The sequence below is a fragment of the Curtobacterium sp. MCBD17_021 genome, assembly GCF_003234525.1.
GTDB lineage: Bacteria > Actinomycetota > Actinomycetes > Actinomycetales > Microbacteriaceae > Curtobacterium.
Window position 1 is genome coordinate 1 of sequence record NZ_QKTS01000016.1, and the last position, 17658, is coordinate 17658.

Below are 17658 nucleotides of genomic sequence, written 5' to 3' on the forward strand. Positions count from 1 at the left end.
AGGGAAACGCCCGGTCACATTCCGAACCCGGAAGCTAAGCCTCTCAGCGCCGATGGTACTGCAAGGGGGACCTTGTGGGAGAGTAGGACGCCGCCGGACTCCTTTTCACAAAAAGAGCCCCTGGACGGGCGAGCAGCAATGCTCACCCGCCCAGGGGCTCTTTTGCGTCCCCGGCGGGCGGGCCGCGCCACGGTAGGATCGGGAGGTCATGACTGCGCCATTCTCTTCTGCCACCGAGACCGACGTCCGCGTCCGGTTCTGCCCGTCGCCCACCGGAACGCCGCACGTCGGTCTCGTCCGCACCGCCCTCTTCAACTGGGCCTACGCGCGGCACACGGGCGGGAAACTGGTGTTCCGCATCGAGGACACCGACGCGGCCCGTGACAGCGAGGAGTCCTACGCGCAGATCATCGAGGCGCTGCGCTGGTTGCGGCTCGACTGGGACGAAGGCGTCGAGGTCGGTGGCCCGCACGGTCCGTACCGCCAGTCGGAGCGGACCGAGGTCTACGCGGACGCGATCGCGCAGCTCCAGGCCGCCGGTCACGTGTACGAGTCCTTCGTCACGCCGGAGGAGATGGAAGCCCGGAACATCGCGAACGGTCGTGACCCGAAGCAGGGCTACGACAACCACGAGCGCGACCTGACCGAGGCCGAGCGTCAGGCCTTCCGCGACCAGGGGCGGGTGCCGGCACTGCGCCTGCGGGTGCCCGACCGGGACCTCGGGTTCCAGGACCTCGTCCGTGGCGAGATCACCTTCCCGCAGGGCTCCTTCCCCGACTTCGTCGTGGTCCGGCCCAACGGCAAGCCCCTGTACACGTTCACGAACCCACTCGACGACGCTCTGATGGGCATCACCCACGTGCTCCGAGGCGAGGACCTGTTGTCCTCCACGCCGCGGCAGATCGCCCTCTACGAGGCCCTGTACGAGATCGGCCTCGCGCAGTTCATCCCGCAGTTCGGCCACCTGCCGTACGTCACGGGGGAGGGCAACAAGAAGCTCTCGAAGCGCGACCCGGAGTCGAACCTCTTCCACCACCGCTCGAACGGCATGGTGCCCGAGGGGCTCGTCAACTACCTCGCGCTGCTCGGCTGGTCGATCGGCCCCGACCGTGACGTGTTCTCGGTCGACGAGATGGTCGCGGCCTTCGAGATCACCGACGTCAACCCCAACCCGGCGCGGTTCGACCACAAGAAGGCCGAGTCGATCAACGGAGACCACATCCGCCTCCTCGACCCTGAGGACTTCCGTGGCCGGCTGAAGCCGTACCTGACCGCGTACCTCGACGAGCCGGTGACGGCCGAGCAGGATCGCGTCCTCGCCCTCGCGGCCCCGCTCGTGCAGGAGCGCATGCAGCTCCTCAGCGAGGCGCCGTCGATGCTCGGTTTCCTGTTCACCTCCGACCAGGAGCTGGTCGTGGAGGACGACGCCCTCGCCTCGCTCAAGGGCGACCCGCTCCCGGTCCTGCACGCCGGCATCGCCGCCCTCGAGTCGCTCGACGACTGGCAGACGGCCGCGATCGAGCAGACCCTCCGCGTCGCGCTCATCGACGGTCTCGAGTTGAAGCCCCGGGTCGCGTTCGGTCCGCTCCGGGTCGCGGTGTCCGGCCGTCGGATCAGCCCGCCGCTCTTCGAGTCGATGGAGATCCTCGGCAAGGAGTCCACGCTCGCGCGACTGCGCTCCCTCGCGGCGCGCTGACCTCCGTGTACGACGTCGTCGTCGTCGGCGCGGGTCCTGCCGGGCTCAGCGCCGCGTTGAACCTCGTGCGCGCCAGACGGACGGTCCTGCTCCTCGATGCCAACCGGCCGCGGAACGCAGCCACCCTCCGGTCGCACGGGTTCATCACCCGGGACGGGATCTCGCCGCTCGAACTGCGCCGGCTCGGCCGTGACGAGGTCGCCGGCTACCCCGAGGCGACGGTGACCCAGGCCGTCGTCGACCGGGTGGAGCACGACGGGGAAGCGTGGCGGGTGCACGGCACCTGGCGTGGAGCCGAGGTGGACGCGACCGCGCGTGCGGTCGTGCTCGCCACGGGCCTCCGCGAGGTGTTCCCGGCCCTGCCGTCGCTCCGCGCGTTCTACGGCACGGACGTGCACAGCTGCGTCGAGTGCGATGCGTACGACAAGGCCGGCCAGCCGCTGGCCTTCATCTGCGAGGCCGACGACGTCGTGGACCGCGCGCTGCTCGTCGGCGCGTGGACGGACGACCTGGTCGTCTACACCAACGGGGTGGCAACGGTGTCGGATGCCGGACGAGCGCGGCTCGACGGTGCCGGGATCCGACTCGACGACCGTCCCCTCGCCGACCTCGAGGGGGACCGCACCGGGATGACCGGCGTGCGTCTCGCCGACGGACACGTCGAACCGCGGTCCGGTGCCTTCGTGCGACCGGTGTGGCACGCCGACCTGGACTGGGTCGACGCGGAGCTCGACCGCGACGAGCTCGGTCTGGTGCGGGTCGACCGGCTCGGTCGGACGGGCGCGCCCGGGTTGTACGCCGTGGGGGACATCACCCCGCCCGGACCCGAACAGCTCATCGTCGCGGCCGGTCACGGTGCGTCCACAGCGGCGGCGGTGCACCGTGACCTCGTGGGTGGTCTCGAAGACCTCCGGGATGCTGTACAGTAGTTGATCGTGCCCCGGACAACGGGGCGCAGGACCGCAAGGTCCATTGGGGTATGGTGTAATTGGCAACACAGCGGTTTCTGGTACCGTCGTTCTTGGTTCGAGTCCAGGTACCCCAGCCAGCAACGTGATCGAAGGCCCTCGGGAGTCCGAGGGCCTTCGTCGTTCCCGGGGCGGTCCTCGCGTCAGTCCGGCAGGCAGCACCGGTGGCGGGGGATAGCGTGGGGTGGAACACGCTCGCCACGCCCGAGTGCCGCGCTGGAGCCCGGACCGGACAGCACGAGGGCAGCACGGGCAACCCGAGCAGCACCACCACAGGGGACGTCATGATCATCTTCGGCAGCCGCACCAGGACCGCCCTCGTCGGCGTCCTCTTCTTCGCCTGCGCACTCTGCGGATCGACCGCCGCGCAGCGCCTGCACCGCCTGCGCACCTGGTTCACGCTCTTCTTCGTGCCGGTGTTCCCGTTCGGACACGGCCGGTACGTGCTGCAGTGCTCGTACTGCGGGGGTCAGTCGGCGATGCCCCGTGACGGCGCCGAACGCTTCATCGCCGATGCCGAGCGCGCCCAGGCCGCGCACCTCGCGCAGGAGACCCTGCCGCCCGACGCCCGGTAGGGCGGCGTACGCTCGTCGCCATGCTGGTCACGAAGCTCGAGCACGCCTGCCTCGTCGTCGAGGAGGACGGCGCCCGTCTGGTCATCGACCCCGGCGCGTTCACCCGTCCCGTCGAGGCGACGGGCGTGGTCGCCGTCGTCGTCACGCACGAGCACCCGGACCACGGCACCGCCGAGCAGGTGGCCGGACTGCTCGACCGCAACCCGGGCATCTCCGTCTTCGGTCCTGCCGGGGTCGCCGCGGCGCTCGCCCAGGTCGTCGACGTCGACGTCGTGACCGACGGGGAGGCCCGGAGCGTCGGGCCGTTCCGGCTCACCTTCCACGGCACACGGCACCAGCTCATCCACTCCTCGGTCCCGGTGGTCGACAACACCGGGGTGTTCGTCAACGGGGTGCTCTTCCACCCGGGTGACGCCTACATCGACCCGGGCGTGCCGGTCGAGGTCTTCGCGACACCGGTGGGTGCCCCGTGGCTCCGCGTCGGCGACCTCATGGACCACCTCGCGTCCGTCGCACCCCGACGGGCGTTCCCGATCCACGAAGCGACGCTCTCCGACATCGGCTTCGCGGGCCACACCGACCGCATCCGACAGGTCGTCGAACCCGCGGGCGAGGTCGTCGTGCTCGCGCCGGGGGAGTCGCTCACGGCCTGACGTCCCTCGTCGGACGTCGGTCAGCACCCGGCGCCGTCCCCGCCTGCCGTCGGTCGCCGGGCGGGGCCCGGTCAGTCGACGAGCCGGGCGAGTCCGAGCGCGTCCCAGGGAGCGTGCCGTTCGGCGTCGTTGTCGAAGTAGACCCACACGTCCCGGCCCGCGTCCACGTGCCCCCGGACGGTGTCCGCCCACGCCGAGAGTGCTTCGGGCGTGTAGCCGTCGTGGTAGGTGTGCGGTGCTCCGTGCAGCCGGAGGTACGCAAGTGGTGCACCGGTGTCGTGGACGAAGCGGGGGAAGTCGCCGGCGTGCGAGTCGACGAGCGCGACACCGTGCCGCCGCAGGACCGCGAGGTGCTCGGGCGTGACGGCGTCCGGCGAGCGGACCTCCAGGGCGTGGTCGACGGGCAGGCCTGGGTCTGCTGCCACGGTGGCGGGTTCGACGACCTTCGCGTCGTGCTCGGCTGCCAGTGCCGCTGCCGCGCCGTGGGTGCGGGGGAGGGCCGTCAGGAAGGCGTCGAGGACCTCCGCGGTGGGCACCACGTGTTCCGGGAGCTGCCAGAGCACCGGGCCGAGGGTCGGGCCGAGCTCGAGCGGGCCGGAGGCGAAGAAGTTCGCCAGGGCGGTGTCCACGTTCCGGAGGCGGAGCATGTGCGTGACGTAGCGTCCGCCCTTGAGCGCGAAGCGGAAGTCCGCCGGGACCGCCGCTCGCCACGCGCGGTACCGGGACGGACGCTGCAGCGAGTAGAAGGAACCGTTGACCTCCACGGTCGGGAACCGTTCCCCGACGTGCTCGAGCCACCGACGCTTCGCCAGGCGCGCGGGGTAGAAGTCTCCGCGCCACGAGTCGTACTGCCAGCCGGACAGGCCGATGCGCACCGTCATCGACCCACCGTATGCCCGGGTGGGGTCGACGACACACCGGGAGTGCCGGGCCCGTTTTGGTGCTCGCTCGCACCCTGTGCCATACTTGTCGAGTTGTCGGAACGGCCCCATCGTACAGTGGCCTAGTACGCCGCCCTCTCACGGCGGTAACGCGGGTTCGAATCCCGCTGGGGTCACCACGCGTGACACACTCCGTACCGACACATCGCCGCGGCCCCATCGTATAGCGGCCTAGTACGCTGCCCTCTCACGGCGGTAACGCGGGTTCGAATCCCGCTGGGGTCACCAGCACGAAGGCCCCCACCCGGTCGGGTGGGGGCCTTCGTCGTTCCCGATCCGCTCCTCCGGGCGGACGGGGCACGCATCCCGACTCGGTGAGCCGGAGCGGGTGGATGCGCCCTCAGGCCGAGGCCGGCTGGCGGTGGTCGTCAGAGCGAGACCGACACCGATTCGAGGTCGACCGAAGCGGTGTGCAGATCGCCGCCCGGCGCCGCGCGCAGCGGTACGATCGCGACGGCTCGACCCTGATCGGAGGCCCATGCCGCACGCAGAACCCGCCGCACCCGGACGACCCGTGCACCTCCGTCCCGCCGCCGTCGCCCTGGTCGCCCTCGGGGGAGCGGTCGGCACCGCGGCCCGAGCCCTCCTGGCCGAGGCGCTGCCCGCGGTCGACGGCATCAGCTGGACCATCCTCGGGATCAACGTCGTCGGTGCCTTCTGCCTCGGGGTGCTGCTCGAGGACCTCGCCCGGCGCGGACCGGACGTGGGCCGGCGCCGCACCGTCCGGCTCGTCGTGGGCACCGGCGTGCTCGGCGGATTCACGACGTACAGCACCCTCGCCGACGACACGGCACGGCTCCTCGACGCCGGTCGGTGGGGTGCCGGGAGCGGCACCGCGCTGCTGACCGTGCTGCTCGGCCTCGTCGCGGCCGTCGCGGGCATCGCCCTGGCCGCGGCACTCCGTCGACGTCGGCCGGCAGCGCCGATGACGGATCCGGGGACCGGGGCAGGGGCAGTCGACGGGCCAGGGGAGGCGCGGTGACCGTCCTGGAACTCCTGCTCGTCGCGATCGGCGGCGGCGTTGGGGCCGCGCTGCGCTTCGTGCTCGACGGTGTCGTCAGGACCCGGGTGACCGGGTTCCCGCTCGGCACGCTCGTCATCAACGTCAGTGGGTCCCTCGTCCTGGGGCTCGTCACGGGCCTCGGGGAGAGCGGCACGTTCGCTGCCCCGGTGGTCGCTGTGGTGGGGACGGGCATGATGGGCGGGTACACGACGTTCTCGACGGCGAGCGTCGAGACCGTGCAGCTCCTCCGGACCGGCAAGACCCGGCTCGCCGTCCTGAACGGCCTCGGCATGCTCGTCGTCTCGGTCGGCGCCGCAGCGCTCGGCCTCTGGCTCGGAAGGAACTCATGACCTCGGAACGCCCCGGCGAACTCGTCCTCGTCCGTCACGGAGAGACGGAGTGGTCGAAGAGCGGGCAGCACACCGGCCGCACCGACATCCCCCTCACGGAGAACGGGGAGGCGCAGGCTGAGCGGGCCGCCCGGTACCTCGCCGACCGCGAGTTCGCGCTGGCGCTGTCCAGCCCGCTCACGCGGGCCCGCGAGACGGCGCGCATCATCGGCGTCGACCCGGAGCTCGACGAGGACCTGTACGAGTGGGACTACGGCGCCTACGAGGGCCTCACCACCCCGCAGATCAAGGTGCAGCGGCACGGTCCGTGGGACCTCTGGACCGACGGCGTCCCCGCGGGGCAGACCCCGGGTGAGAGTGCGGCCGAGGTGCGGGTCCGTGTCGAGCGGGTCATCAACCGCGCACGACCCGTCCTGGCCGAGGGACACGACGCGATCGTCGTCGCCCACGGACACGTGCTCCGTGCGCTCGGAGCGGCCTGGATCCGCCTCGCCCCGCAGGACGGCGCGGTGCTGAAGCTCGGCACGGCGACCGTGAGCACCCTCGGGTACGAGCACGGGCGTCCGGTCATCGACTCCTGGAACATCGAGCCGCGCTGAGCGCGAGGCGACGCGATCAGTCGCCCGGGCCGAGGACCATCGCCATGCCGATGCTCGGAGCGACGTCCTCGAAGCCGAGCGAGCGGTAGAGCCGCTGCCCGGGCGGGTCGCCGACGAGCGACACGTACGCGCCCTCCGGTGCCCGCTCGCGGACGTCGGCCACGAGCCACTCCACGACCGCTCGTCCGAGTCCCCGTCGCTGGTGTGCAGGGTCCGTGGCGATGTCGACGACGTGGAAGTACCAGCCGCCGTCGCCGATGACCCGTCCCATCGCGACGGGCGTGCCCGTCGCGTCGACGACGTGACACGCCGACCACGCGCCGGTGATCGCGGGAGCGCCCTGCTCCGCGGTCACCGGCGTCAGACCGGAGTCCCGCCGCAGGCGGAGGTAGTGCTCGAGCGGCGGAGCGGTGGGCAGCAGGGTGTACGGCTCCGCCGCGGTCGTCTCGTCCATGCACCCAGCCTGCCCGACACGTCCGACAGGTGGCGGGCCTCCCGGCCGTGCTCGGCGCACGGCCTGCCGGGAGGCCCGGCGCGCCCGCGGCAGGCCGGGGGCCGGTCCTCAGACGGTCCGGATGCTGCTGGTCGCGCCGAGCGGGTGGCCGCGACGCCGTTCGACCGCCCGCCCGACCGCGAGGAGCGCGACGCTGACGACGGCGCCGAGGAGCGTCTGACCGATGCGGTCGAGGGCGAGGAGTCCCGGCGCCTCGGGGACACTCAGCCACGACACGGCGAGGGCGAGCGGGGTGAGGAACAACAGGCACACGGCGTAGTTGCGCGCGACGAAGACCTCGGCCCCGAACTGCCCGACGACCGCGATCACGACGATCCACCAGGCCGAGGGCTCGAGCAGCAGGACGCCCACCGCGATCACGGTGCCGCCCACGGTGCCGACGACACGTTGCACGGCACGTGAGACCGTGTGCCGCTGCCGGAGCGCGGGCAGTGTCGAGACCACGGCGATCACCGCCCAGTACGGGTGCCCGAGGCCCGGCAGGACCTCGGCGACACCTCCGGCCACGAGGGCGCCCACGACGTTGAGCCCGACCGTCTCCCAGAGCGCCGGCGTGCGCAGGACCGCGAGGGACCGGTGCTTCCGGTCGGCGAGGGGGCGGAAGCGGTGCGGCGCGTGCGGGTGCAGGACGCGTCGGAAGCCGGCCCCGGACATCGCGACCGACCACGCCCACAGCACCGAGCCGATGATGATCGTCGCCACGAGGGGCAGGTCGGACGCCCGGACGGGCACCAGTGCCGAGACGACGAACGCGAACACCGGGAAGATCGGCTGCGCGGGGATCGCCCGGAGCGCGGTGAGGGTCACGACCGCGAGGACGACGACGGCCACCAGTCCGACCGCCTGCAGCCACAGCGGCGACCCGAGCAGCGCGACCCCGATCCCCGCCGCCATGCACACGACCTGCATCAGCCCCGCGACGCCCGTCGTGACGGCACGCTGCCGGTAGGGCTCGGTCGCGCCGAAGATCGCGGTGAAGCCGGCGAACACGGCGAAGGCCGCGTACTCCGGCAGGCCGAGCCCGATGAGCAGTGCCAGGGGCACCCCTCCGGCGACCGCGGCGCGGGCCGCGCCCTCGAGGTTGGTGGTCCGGGTCGAGTGCGGGGGCGTCGTCATGTCCCCGCCATCTTCTCACCGCGACGGGTTCCGCCGACGCGGGACGGGCCTCCGGGGCACCGGCCGCAATTGGTATACCAACCTGCTACAGTGCTCGTACGACGTCGTGACAGCGGCGTCGGAACGCGGATGAGGAGGCACGGGCATGGGCAGGACGCTCGCCGAGAAGGTGTGGGACGACCACGTCGTCGTCAAGGGCGAGGACGGCAACCCGGACCTCCTCTACATCGACCTCCACCTCGTGCACGAGGTCACGAGCCCGCAGGCCTTCGACGGGCTGCGACAGGCCGGCCGCCCCGTCCGTCGTCTCGACCTGACCATCGCGACCGAGGACCACAACACCCCGACGCTCGCCATCGACCGGCCGATCGCGGACCCGACCAGCCGCACCCAGATCGAGACGCTCCGCCGCAACTGCGAGGAGTTCGGCGTCCGCCTGCACTCGCTGGGCGACAAGGAGCAGGGGATCGTGCACGTGGTCGGTCCGCAGCTCGGGCTCACCATGCCCGGCATCACGGTCGTCTGCGGTGACTCGCACACCTCCACCCACGGGGCGTTCGGCGCCATGGCGTTCGGCATCGGCACCAGCGAGGTCGAGCACGTCCTGGCGACGCAGACCCTGCCGCTCAAGCCGTTCAGGACGATGGCCGTCACGGTCGAGGGCACGCTGCGCCCGGGCGTCACGGCGAAGGACATCATCCTGGCGGTGATCGCGCAGATCGGCACGGGCGGCGGCCAGGGCTACGTGCTCGAGTACCGCGGCTCCGCGATCCGGGCGCTCTCCATGGAGGGCCGCATGACGATCTGCAACATGTCGATCGAGGCCGGCGCCCGTGCGGGCATGGTCGCCCCCGACCAGACCACCTACGACTACGTGCAGGGCCGCGACCACGCCCCGACCGGTGCCGACTGGGACGAGGCCGTGGCCTACTGGGACACCCTCGCCACCGACGACGACGCCGTGTTCGACGCCGAGGTCTTCATCGACGCCGACGCCCTCGAGCCCTTCGTCACCTGGGGCACGAACCCCGGCCAGGGCGTCTCGCTGTCCGACTCGGTCCCGTCGCCGTCGGACTTCGCGGACCCGAACGACCAGGCCGCCGCGTCCCGAGCGCTGGAGTACATGGACATCGAGGCGGGCACCCCGATGAAGGACATCGCCGTCGACGCGGTGTTCATGGGGTCGTGCACGAACTCGCGCATCGAGGACCTCCGTGCCTTCGCCTCGGTGATCCAGGGGCGGCAGAAGGCCGAGGGCGTGCGCGTCATGGTCGTGCCCGGTTCCGCTCGTGTCCGGCTCGAGGCCGAGGCCGAGGGGCTGGACAAGGTGTTCACCGACTTCGGCGCCGAGTGGCGTTTCGCTGGCTGCTCGATGTGCCTCGGCATGAACCCCGACCAGCTCGCGCCGGGGGAGCGATGCGCCTCCACCTCGAACCGCAACTTCGAGGGCCGACAGGGCAAGGGCGGCCGGACCCATCTGGTCTCGCCGCTCGTGGCCGCGGCGACCGCTGTCCGCGGAACGCTGTCGAGCCCGTGGGATCTGGAAGAGGACGACGCCCGCCTGGCCGTGCCGGCGACGGCTGGAGGGAACAACTGATGGAGAAGATCGGCACCGTCACCGGGATCGCCGCGCCGCTGAAGCGGTCGAACGTCGACACCGACCAGATCATCCCCGCGGTCTACCTCAAGCGGGTCACGAAGACCGGCTTCGAGGACGCGCTGTTCTCCGGCTGGCGCCAGGACCCCGACTTCGTGCTCAACCAGCCCGCGTACCAGGGCGCGAAGGTCCTGGTCGCCGGACCCGACTTCGGCACCGGCTCCTCGCGCGAGCACGCGGTGTGGGCGCTGCGCGACTTCGGGTTCCGCGTCGTGGTGTCACCCCGTTTCGCGGACATCTTCAAGGGGAACGCCGGCAAGCAGGGACTCGTCACCGCGATGGTCTCCGAGCCCGAGATCGAGCGGATGTGGGCGGCGATCGAGGCTCAGCCGGGCATCGAGGCGACCGTCGACCTGGCGACACAGCGCGTGTCGCTCGGCGACATGGACGTGGCTTTCGAGATCGACGCTTACACTCGTTGGCGGTTGATGGAAGGGCTCGACGACATCGGGCTCACCCTCCGTGACGAGACCTCGATCACGGAGTTCGAATCCCGCCGCTCCCGTTGGCGGCCGAAGACATTGCCGGTGAAGTAGTGAACTCTCTCGTACAGGACGCAGCAGCTGCAGGGGCGCGCGTCGGGTTGAAGTCGGACGAGATCGTCATCCGCGGGGGCAAGCCCCTCGTGGGACGCATCGAGGTCCGCGGTGCGAAGAACCTGGCGACCAAGGCCATGGTCGCTGCGCTCCTCGGTGACACCCCGTCGATCCTCAAGGACGTCCCGGACATCTCCGACGTCAAGGTCGTACGCGGCCTCCTCGAGGTGCACGGCGTCCGCGTGACGGACCCCGCCCGCGGCGAGCTCATCCTCGACCCCTCCCGCGTGGAGTCGGCACACTTCGCCGAGATCGACGCGCACGCCGGCTCGAGCCGCATCCCGATCCTGTTCTGCGGCCCGCTGCTGCACAAGCTCGGCGAGGCGTTCATCCCCGACCTCGGCGGCTGCCGCATCGGTGACCGCCCGATCGACTTCCACCTCGACGCACTGCGCGCCATGGGGGCCGTCGTCGACAAGCAGGTCTCGGGCATCCACATCACCGCCCCGAACGGCCTCAAGGGCGCGAACATCGAGCTGCCCTACCCGAGCGTCGGCGCGACCGAGCAGGTCCTGCTCTCGTCCGTCCTCGCCGAGGGCACCACCGAGCTGCGGAACGCCGCGATCGAGCCCGAGATCATGGACCTCATCGCGATCCTGCAGAAGATGGGCGCGATCGTCACGGTCGAGCCGAGCCGCACGATCTTCATCGAGGGCGTCAAGTCGCTCCGGGGATACACGCACCGCGCGATCAACGACCGCAACGAGGCCGCGAGCTGGGCCTCGGCCGCGCTGGCCACCAACGGCGACATCTTCGTCGAGGGCGCCAAGCAGCAGGAGCTCATGACGTTCCTCAACGTCTTCCGCAAGGTCGGCGGCGGGTTCGACATCCAGGAGGACGGCATCCGGTTCTACCGCGAGCTCGACGTCCTCAAGCCCGTCGTCATCGAGACCGACGTGCACCCCGGGTTCATGACCGACTGGCAGCAGCCCCTCGTCGTCGCGCTCACGCAGGCCGAGGGTCAGAGCGTCGTGCACGAGACCGTCTACGAGAACCGCTTCGGTTTCACCGACGCGCTCAACGAGATGGGCGCCGACATCGTCGTGCACAAGGAGGGCCTGCCCGGTCACGACCGTCGGGTCGCCCGTCGTCCCTTCGAGCAGGCCGCGGTCATCACCGGCCCGACCAAGCTGCACGGTGCCAACGTCCGCGTCCCCGACCTCCGCGGCGGCTTCAGCCACCTCATCGCGGCACTGACCGCCGAAGGCGAGTCGCACATCACGAACGTCGGCATCATCAGCCGCGGCTACGAGCACTTCATCCCGAAGCTCCGCAAGCTCGGCGCGGACTTCGACTTCGCCGGCTGACGTGACGGAGCAGCACGACCACGGCGGCACCGGTGACGGTGCCGCCGTGGCACGACCGACGACCGGACCCGATGCGCTGGAACTGCCGCAGGTGGGACGACCAGGAGAGGTCCGCACGGGCCTCCCGGTCCCCGGGCGGCGGTGGCGACGCGGCGAGCTGAACCGGGCCTTCCGGATCACCGGGTCCGTCGTCATCCCGACCATCCGGTTCGCGTCCGGGTACCGCTGGCACGGCCCGAGCCGGCTGCCGGCGGAGGGCGCGTTCGTCCTCGCGCCGAACCACTACACGAACATCGACCCGCTCGTCGTCGGGACGACCGTGTGGCTGCACCGTCGGTCGCCGCGGTTCCTCGCGAAGGCCTCGCTCTTCCGTGTGCCGGTGTTCGGCAAGCTCATGAGCGGCATGGGGCAGATCCCCGTCGAGCGCAACGGCCGGACGCGGCTGAACGACCCGCTGAAGGGCGGCAAGGGACTCGTGTCGACCGGCGGCGCGGTCATCGTCTACCCCGAGGGCACGCTCACGCGTGACCCGGACCTGTGGCCGATGCGCGGGAAGACCGGGGCGGCGCGGATCGCCCTCGAGAACGACGTCCCACTCATCCCGATGGCGCACTGGGGCACACAGCGGATCATGGCGCGGTACGGCAAGAAGCTCCGCCTGTTCCCGCCGGCGAAGGTCGACATCGTCTACGGCGAGCCGCTCGACCTGTCCCGGTGGCGGGGGAAGCCCGTCGACCAGCAAGCCCTGACCGAGGTGACCGCGCTCCTCATGGACCGGATCACCGCGTTGCTCGAGGGACTCCGCGGCGAGCAGGCGCCCGCCGAGCGCTGGGACCCGGCCGCCAACAAGCAGAAGGAGACCGGCAGGTTTGAGTGACGCAGCCGACCGGACCAGTGCGCCCGGCCTCCGCCCGCACGACGACCACCCGGACCCCTCCGTCGCCGCCCGCGGCGCCGTCGACACGGCCGCGATCCGTGTCGTCATGCAGTCGACCGACAAGCCACGGGTCGCCGTCATCGGTGCCGGCAGCTGGGGGACCACGTTCGCGAAGGTCCTCGCCGAGGGTGGAGCCGAGACCGTGCTCTGGGCGCGTCGACCCGAGGTCGCGCGGGAGATCACCGAGACGAAGCGGAACTCGGAGTACCTGCCCGGCATCAACCTGCCGCGGACCCTGACGGCGTCGACGTCGCTGGCATCGGTGCTGTCCGGTGCCGAGCAGGTCTACGTGTCGGTGCCGTCGCAGACGCTGCGCTCGAACCTCGCCGCCATCCGTGAGCTCCTGCCGGCGGACGTGCCCGTCGTGAGCCTCATGAAGGGCGTCGAGAAGGCGACCGGCCTGCGGATGAGCGAGGTGCTCCTCGACGGCCTCGGCATCGACCAGGACCGCATCGCCGTCGCGAGCGGGCCGAACCTGGCGCTCGAGATCGCCCGCCGGCAGCCGACCGCGGCCGTGGTCTCGTCGTCGAGCGCCGACACCGCGACCGCCGTCGCCGCCGTCGCCACGAACCCCTACTTCCGATCCTTCATCAACACCGACGTCATCGGCACCGAGTTCGGCGGCGTGCTGAAGAACCTCATCGCGGTCGCCATCGGCATCGTCGACGGGGTCGGGTACGGCGAGAACACGAAGGCCTCGATCATCACGCGCGGCCTCGCCGAGATGACCGAGTTCGCGGTGTCACTCGGCGCGCAGCCGTCGACGCTGTCCGGTCTCGCCGGCCTCGGCGACCTCATCGCCACGTGCCAGTCGCCGCTGTCGCGCAACAACACCGCCGGGCGGCTGCTCGGCCAGGGGTACCGCTTCGACGAGGTCGTCCGGCAGATGAACCAGACGGCGGAGGGCCTGGCCTCGGTGGCGCCGATCCTCGAGCTCGCCCGCGCCAACGGTGTCGACATGCCCATCGTCGGGCAGGTCGGCGAGGTGCTCGCCGGTAGGCTCGATCCGCGCAACATCGCGCCGCACCTCACGGAGACCGACGAGCCCCAGGGCGAGTGACCGGTCCCGGTACCCACCGCTTGGAGCGTCCATGAGCAGCACTGCGCCCGCATCCGCACCCACCGATCGTCCCGCACCGGCACGGACCACCGTCGCCGTGCTCTTCGGTGGACGCTCGAGCGAGCACGAGATCAGCTGCGTCACCGCCGGCGGCATCATGGACGTCGTCGACCGCGACCGCTACGACCTCCTGCCGGTGGGCATCACGAAGGACGGCGCGTTCACGCTCCAGGCGGACGACCCGTCCGCCTGGGCGCTGCGCGGCCAGGAGCTGCCGACGGTCCCCGACAACGGCACCCGCGTCCGCTTCCCCGTCTCTGGCGGCTCCCGCGAGCTGTTCGTCGAACTCACCGATGGTTCGGTCGAGTCCCTCGGCGACGTCGACGTGGTGTTCCCGATCCTGCACGGCCCGTTCGGCGAGGACGGCACCATCCAGGGCCTCCTCGAGACCGCGGGGCTGCCGTACGTCGGCGACGGCGTGCTCGCCAGCGCGCTGGCCATGGACAAGCACGTCGCGAAGGCGGTGCTCGAGCACGCCGGCCTCCGGGTCGCCCCCTGGACGACGGTGCTCCGTCGGCAGTGGCAGGCCGATCCCGTCGACGTCGCCGAGACGGTCGCCGCGCACGGCTTCCCGCTGTTCGTGAAGCCGGCACGCGCCGGCTCGAGCATGGGCGTCTCCCGCGTCGACGAGCCCGCGCAGCTCGGCGCCGCGATGGACCTGGCGTTCGAACACGACGGCAAGGTCATCGTCGAACCGCGGGTCATCGGCCGCGAGGTCGAGGTCGCCGTGCTCGAGGGCCGCGACGGGACACCGCGCACGAGCCTCCCCGGCGAGATCGTCGTGGCGGAGGACGGCTTCTACGACTTCGCCGCCAAGTACCTGGGTGGCGACGAGCAGCTGCTCTGCCCGGCACCGCTCACCGAGGCCGAGACCGACGAGATCCGCTCCGTCGGTGCGCGGGCCTTCGAGGCGATCGGTGGCGCCGGCCTCGCCCGTGTGGACTGCTTCCTGACCGACGACGGCTTCGTCGTCAACGAGGTCAACACGATGCCCGGGTTCACGCCGTTCTCGATGTACCCGCGGTGCTGGGCCGCGTCGGGTCTGCCGTACCCGGAGCTCGTCGCGGAGCTCATCGAGCTGGGACGTACAGCGGTGCGCTGACGGACGCCGCGCGGTCCGTGGGCGCACGTCCGTCACTGGTGGCGCTGGGGCGAGTCCCCGGCTCGGCGTCAGTCGACGTCCTGTGGGTCGAGGCATCGGTGACCGTCCTGCGGCAGCCGCGACACCGCGTCCCCGAGGTCCTGCAACGCGTCACTCGTCGCCCGTGTGGTGTCGACGACGACCTGGACCGCGGGGGAGCGGCCGAACGTCGTGTAGACGACCTGCTGCCCGCGGTCGTCCCGGATCCAGTCGACCGACCCCTGCGAGAAGCACGGCAGGTCGGAGACGGTGGGCACGGCGACACCGCAGTGGTAGAGCACGGCCGAGGGCGACCCCCATGCCGCCGTGGACTGCGCCGAGGTCTCGCGGAGCGCGAGTGTGTCGTTGACGACGGCGGGCAGGCGGACCTGGGCGCTCGCGCACGCAGCCGCGTTCGCCGACGGGGCGGGCTGCATCCGGACCGCGTTGGTGCACCCGGTCAGCCCCGCCACGACGGCGGCCGCAGCGAGCACGGTCGCGATGATGCGGGGTGGTCGGCGCGCGGTGTCCATCGGCGTCCAGGCTACCGTTCTCGTGTGGACGCGACGCACGACGAGCACGAGCACGAGCACCGCGTGGACGGTGGAGTCCCCGAGGTCGGTGCGCCCACGGTCGGGGAACTCGGCGAACTCGCGGTGCTCGAGCGCGTCACCGGGCGCCTGCCCGCCGGCTCCCCGCTGTTGGGGCCCGGGGACGACTGTGCCGTCGTCGCCGCCCCCGACGGTCGCTTCGTCGTGACGACCGACATGATGGTGCACGGCCCGGACTTCCGGTGGGCGTGGTCCTCGCCCGAGGACGTCGGGTGGAAGGTCGCCGTGACGAACCTGTCGGACGTCGCCGCGATGGGCGCTGTGCCCTCGGGGCTCGTCGTGGCGATCGCCGCACCGCGCGAGACGCCGGTCGCGGTGCTCGAGGGGGTGGCCGACGGTCTCCGTCTCGCGGTCGACGCCCTCGCTCCGGGGTGCGGCGTCGTCGGTGGCGACCTCTCCACGTCGGCGACGTTCTCGCTGACCGTCACCGCGTTCGGTGACCTCGACGGCCGCGCACCCGTCGTCCGGTCCGGCGCGCAGGTCGGTGACGTCCTCGCCGTGTCCGGCGAACTCGGTCCGGCGGCTCGTGGCCTGGCGCGGTTGTTCCGCGACGGCGTCGACCCGTCGGGCGAGCCCGACGCCGAGCAGGTGCGGGAGAGCGGGGCGGACGCCGACCCGGACGTCGCGCGCCAACGTCGCCCGGTCCCGCCGATCGCCGACGGTCCGCTGGCTGCTGCCGCCGGTGCGACCGCCATGCTCGACCTCTCCGACGGGCTGGCGATCGACGCAGGGCGGCTCGCCCGGGCGAGCGGGGTGACCCTCGAGATCGACGTCGACGCCGCCGCCACGACGGACGGGGCACCACTCGACGCCGTCGCGTTGCACGGCGGCGAGGACCACGGACTGTTGGCCACGTTCCCGGCCGACGCGCGCCTCCCGGGCGGGTTCCGCCGCATCGGCGTGGTGCGCGACCGGTGGTCGGACGGCTCGGGGGACCTCGGCCGCACGTCCGTCGACCTCGTGCGCGGCGGTGTCCCCGTGTCGACCACCGGGTGGGACCCGTACGCCGACTGGGACGGCGCTGCCGGATGAGGTGCGCGGCAGCCGGAACGACCGGGTGATGACCGGAACGACCGGCTGCTGACCTGAGGGCCGTCGCGACCCGTCGGCCCGGCGTCCGTCACACGGTGTCCGGTCCGCGGCGCCCGTCCGGTGGCGTCCGGTCCGGGCGTCCCACGCCTCAGGCGGCGTCGGCGACGGCCTCCCACGCCACCGTGTCGCCCCAGGAGCGCTTGCTGAACCGCGTCAGCCCGGCGGGCCAGGTGGGCTCCGGCGACCGGGTGCCGCGCTCGACGACCACGACGGCGTCGGGCGTGAGGCGGGACACGAGGGCGTCGAGGACGTCGGTGATCTCGGACTCGGCGACCTCGTACGGCGGGTCGATGAACACGAGGTCGAACGTCTTGGCCGTGCTGCGCAGGTAGCCCAGCGCGGGCTGCGCGTGCACGTCGATGCGGACCCCGGGAGCGCGCTTCTGCACCGCGCGGGCGTTCTCGCGGCAGGCGGCGGCGGCCGGGGCGGCACGGTCCACCAGGGACACCTCGACCGCGCCCCGTGACGCGGCTTCGAGCCCGAGTGCCCCGGTCCCTGCGTACAGGTCGGCCACCGAGGTGTCGTCGATCAGCCCGCGCGACTCGAGCGACGAGAAGAGCGCTTCGCGCACACGGTCGCTCGTCGGCCGGGTGCCGGACTTCGGCACCCGGAGCGTCGTGGAGCCGGCTGCGCCGGCGATGATGCGGGTCATGCAGCCACCGTAGCGGGCCGGGGCACCGTCACCGGAGTCGTCCACAGGCGCACGGGAGGCCCGTGACGGGTCGGTCGTGCCGGGTACCGTTGCCGTGTGGCCACCTCCAGCACCGATGCCGCTCCGACGCCCTCCGACACGCCTGCCGACG

Annotated in this window: 19 protein-coding genes, 3 tRNA genes and 1 rRNA gene; 18 read left to right on the forward strand and 5 right to left on the reverse strand. The window is 71.8% G+C overall.

Annotated features, from left to right (window positions below; genetic code table 11):
• The 6 genes from rrf to DEI83_RS13370 form a co-directional block, all read left to right on the forward strand.
• A 5S ribosomal RNA gene (rrf, locus tag DEI83_RS13345) occupies nt 1–99 on the forward strand; the annotation flags it as partial.
• 109 nt (nt 100–208) lie between these two features.
• Complete coding sequence (gltX, locus tag DEI83_RS13350; RefSeq protein ID WP_111082441.1) at nt 209–1696, forward strand: glutamate--tRNA ligase; 1488 nt, start codon at nt 209–211, stop codon at nt 1694–1696.
• Between the two features lie 5 nt (nt 1697–1701).
• Nucleotides 1702–2625, forward strand: a complete 924-nt coding sequence (locus tag DEI83_RS13355) for an NAD(P)/FAD-dependent oxidoreductase (protein ID WP_375334674.1) — start codon at nt 1702–1704, stop codon at nt 2623–2625.
• A gap of 44 nt (nt 2626–2669) precedes the next feature.
• Nucleotides 2670–2744 (forward strand) — tRNA-Gln (locus DEI83_RS13360).
• An 84-nt stretch (nt 2745–2828) separates the two neighbouring features.
• Nucleotides 2829–3239, forward strand: a complete 411-nt coding sequence (locus DEI83_RS13365) for a zinc ribbon domain-containing protein (RefSeq protein ID WP_146243345.1) — start codon at nt 2829–2831, stop codon at nt 3237–3239.
• 20 nt (nt 3240–3259) lie between these two features.
• On the forward strand, nt 3260–3892 hold the full coding sequence (locus DEI83_RS13370) for an MBL fold metallo-hydrolase (RefSeq protein ID WP_111082444.1): 633 nt from the start codon (nt 3260–3262) through the stop codon (nt 3890–3892).
• 71 nt (nt 3893–3963) lie between these two features.
• On the opposite strand, the gene DEI83_RS13375 is transcribed toward DEI83_RS13370, so the two are convergent.
• Entirely contained in the window at nt 3964–4773 is an 810-nt protein-coding gene (locus DEI83_RS13375) for a DUF72 domain-containing protein (protein WP_111082445.1), read from the reverse strand.
• Between the two features lie 103 nt (nt 4774–4876).
• Here DEI83_RS13375 and DEI83_RS13380 point away from each other — a divergent pair.
• The 5 genes from DEI83_RS13380 (at nt 4877) to DEI83_RS13400 (ending at nt 6785) form a co-directional block, all read left to right on the forward strand.
• Nucleotides 4877–4952, forward strand: a tRNA-Glu gene (locus tag DEI83_RS13380).
• Nucleotides 4953–4985: 33 nt separating this feature from the next.
• Nucleotides 4986–5061 (forward strand) — tRNA-Glu (locus DEI83_RS13385).
• Between the two features lie 250 nt (nt 5062–5311).
• Entirely contained in the window at nt 5312–5815 is a 504-nt protein-coding gene (locus DEI83_RS13390; RefSeq protein WP_111082446.1) for a CrcB family protein, read from the forward strand.
• On the forward strand, nt 5812–6186 hold the full coding sequence (gene crcB / locus DEI83_RS13395; protein WP_111082447.1) for a fluoride efflux transporter CrcB: 375 nt from the start codon (nt 5812–5814) through the stop codon (nt 6184–6186). The genes DEI83_RS13390 and crcB overlap by 4 nt, the downstream gene beginning before the upstream one ends.
• Nucleotides 6183–6785 (forward strand): histidine phosphatase family protein, encoded by a 603-nt coding sequence (locus DEI83_RS13400; RefSeq protein WP_111082448.1) that lies wholly within the window; start codon nt 6183–6185, stop codon nt 6783–6785. Before crcB ends, DEI83_RS13400 begins: the two co-directional genes overlap by 4 nt.
• A 16-nt stretch (nt 6786–6801) precedes the next feature.
• On the opposite strand, the gene DEI83_RS13405 is transcribed toward DEI83_RS13400, so the two are convergent.
• Nucleotides 6802–7239: a GNAT family N-acetyltransferase gene (locus DEI83_RS13405; protein ID WP_111082449.1), complete on the reverse strand. Its 438-nt coding sequence runs from the start codon at nt 7237–7239 to the stop codon at nt 6802–6804.
• A 108-nt stretch (nt 7240–7347) separates the two neighbouring features.
• A complete protein-coding gene (locus DEI83_RS13410; protein ID WP_111082450.1) occupies nt 7348–8415 on the reverse strand; it encodes an FUSC family protein in 1068 nt (355 codons plus the stop codon).
• 145 nt (nt 8416–8560) lie between these two features.
• Here DEI83_RS13410 and leuC point away from each other — a divergent pair, with 145 nt between their 5' ends.
• The 6 genes from leuC to DEI83_RS13440 all read left to right on the forward strand — a co-directional run bounded on the left by leuC (nt 8561) and on the right by DEI83_RS13440 (nt 15134).
• On the forward strand, nt 8561–10012 hold the full coding sequence (gene leuC, locus DEI83_RS13415; protein ID WP_111082451.1) for a 3-isopropylmalate dehydratase large subunit: 1452 nt from the start codon (nt 8561–8563) through the stop codon (nt 10010–10012).
• The gene (gene leuD / locus DEI83_RS13420) at nt 10012–10608 is read left to right on the forward strand and encodes a 3-isopropylmalate dehydratase small subunit (protein WP_111082452.1); all 597 of its coding nucleotides are present in this window, start codon (nt 10012–10014) and stop codon (nt 10606–10608) included. Before leuC ends, leuD begins: the two co-directional genes overlap by 1 nt.
• Complete coding sequence (gene murA / locus DEI83_RS13425; protein ID WP_110826129.1) at nt 10608–11975, forward strand: UDP-N-acetylglucosamine 1-carboxyvinyltransferase; 1368 nt, start codon at nt 10608–10610, stop codon at nt 11973–11975. The genes leuD and murA overlap by 1 nt, the downstream gene beginning before the upstream one ends.
• Nucleotide 11976: 1 nt before the next feature.
• Nucleotides 11977–12852, forward strand: a complete 876-nt coding sequence (locus DEI83_RS13430) for a 1-acyl-sn-glycerol-3-phosphate acyltransferase (RefSeq protein ID WP_258371214.1) — start codon at nt 11977–11979, stop codon at nt 12850–12852.
• A 106-nt stretch (nt 12853–12958) separates the two neighbouring features.
• The gene (locus tag DEI83_RS13435; RefSeq protein WP_111082484.1) at nt 12959–13972 is read left to right on the forward strand and encodes an NAD(P)H-dependent glycerol-3-phosphate dehydrogenase; all 1014 of its coding nucleotides are present in this window, start codon (nt 12959–12961) and stop codon (nt 13970–13972) included.
• 31 nt (nt 13973–14003) lie between these two features.
• Complete coding sequence (locus tag DEI83_RS13440) at nt 14004–15134, forward strand: D-alanine--D-alanine ligase family protein (RefSeq protein WP_111082453.1); 1131 nt, start codon at nt 14004–14006, stop codon at nt 15132–15134.
• 68 nt (nt 15135–15202) lie between these two features.
• On the opposite strand, the gene DEI83_RS13445 is transcribed toward DEI83_RS13440, so the two are convergent.
• Nucleotides 15203–15685, reverse strand: coding sequence for a DUF3515 family protein (locus tag DEI83_RS13445; RefSeq protein WP_111082454.1), 483 nt, complete (start codon nt 15683–15685; stop codon nt 15203–15205).
• Nucleotides 15686–15748: 63 nt separating this feature from the next.
• Between DEI83_RS13445 and thiL the strand changes: the two genes are divergently transcribed.
• Nucleotides 15749–16795 carry a thiamine-phosphate kinase gene (gene thiL, locus DEI83_RS13450; protein WP_111082485.1) on the forward strand — a complete coding sequence of 349 codons (1047 nt, stop codon included), beginning with the start codon at nt 15749–15751 and terminating at the stop codon, nt 16793–16795.
• A gap of 148 nt (nt 16796–16943) precedes the next feature.
• On the opposite strand, the gene DEI83_RS13455 is transcribed toward thiL, so the two are convergent.
• Entirely contained in the window at nt 16944–17507 is a 564-nt protein-coding gene (locus tag DEI83_RS13455; protein WP_111082486.1) for an RsmD family RNA methyltransferase, read from the reverse strand.
• Nucleotides 17508–17658 lie beyond the last annotated feature (151 nt).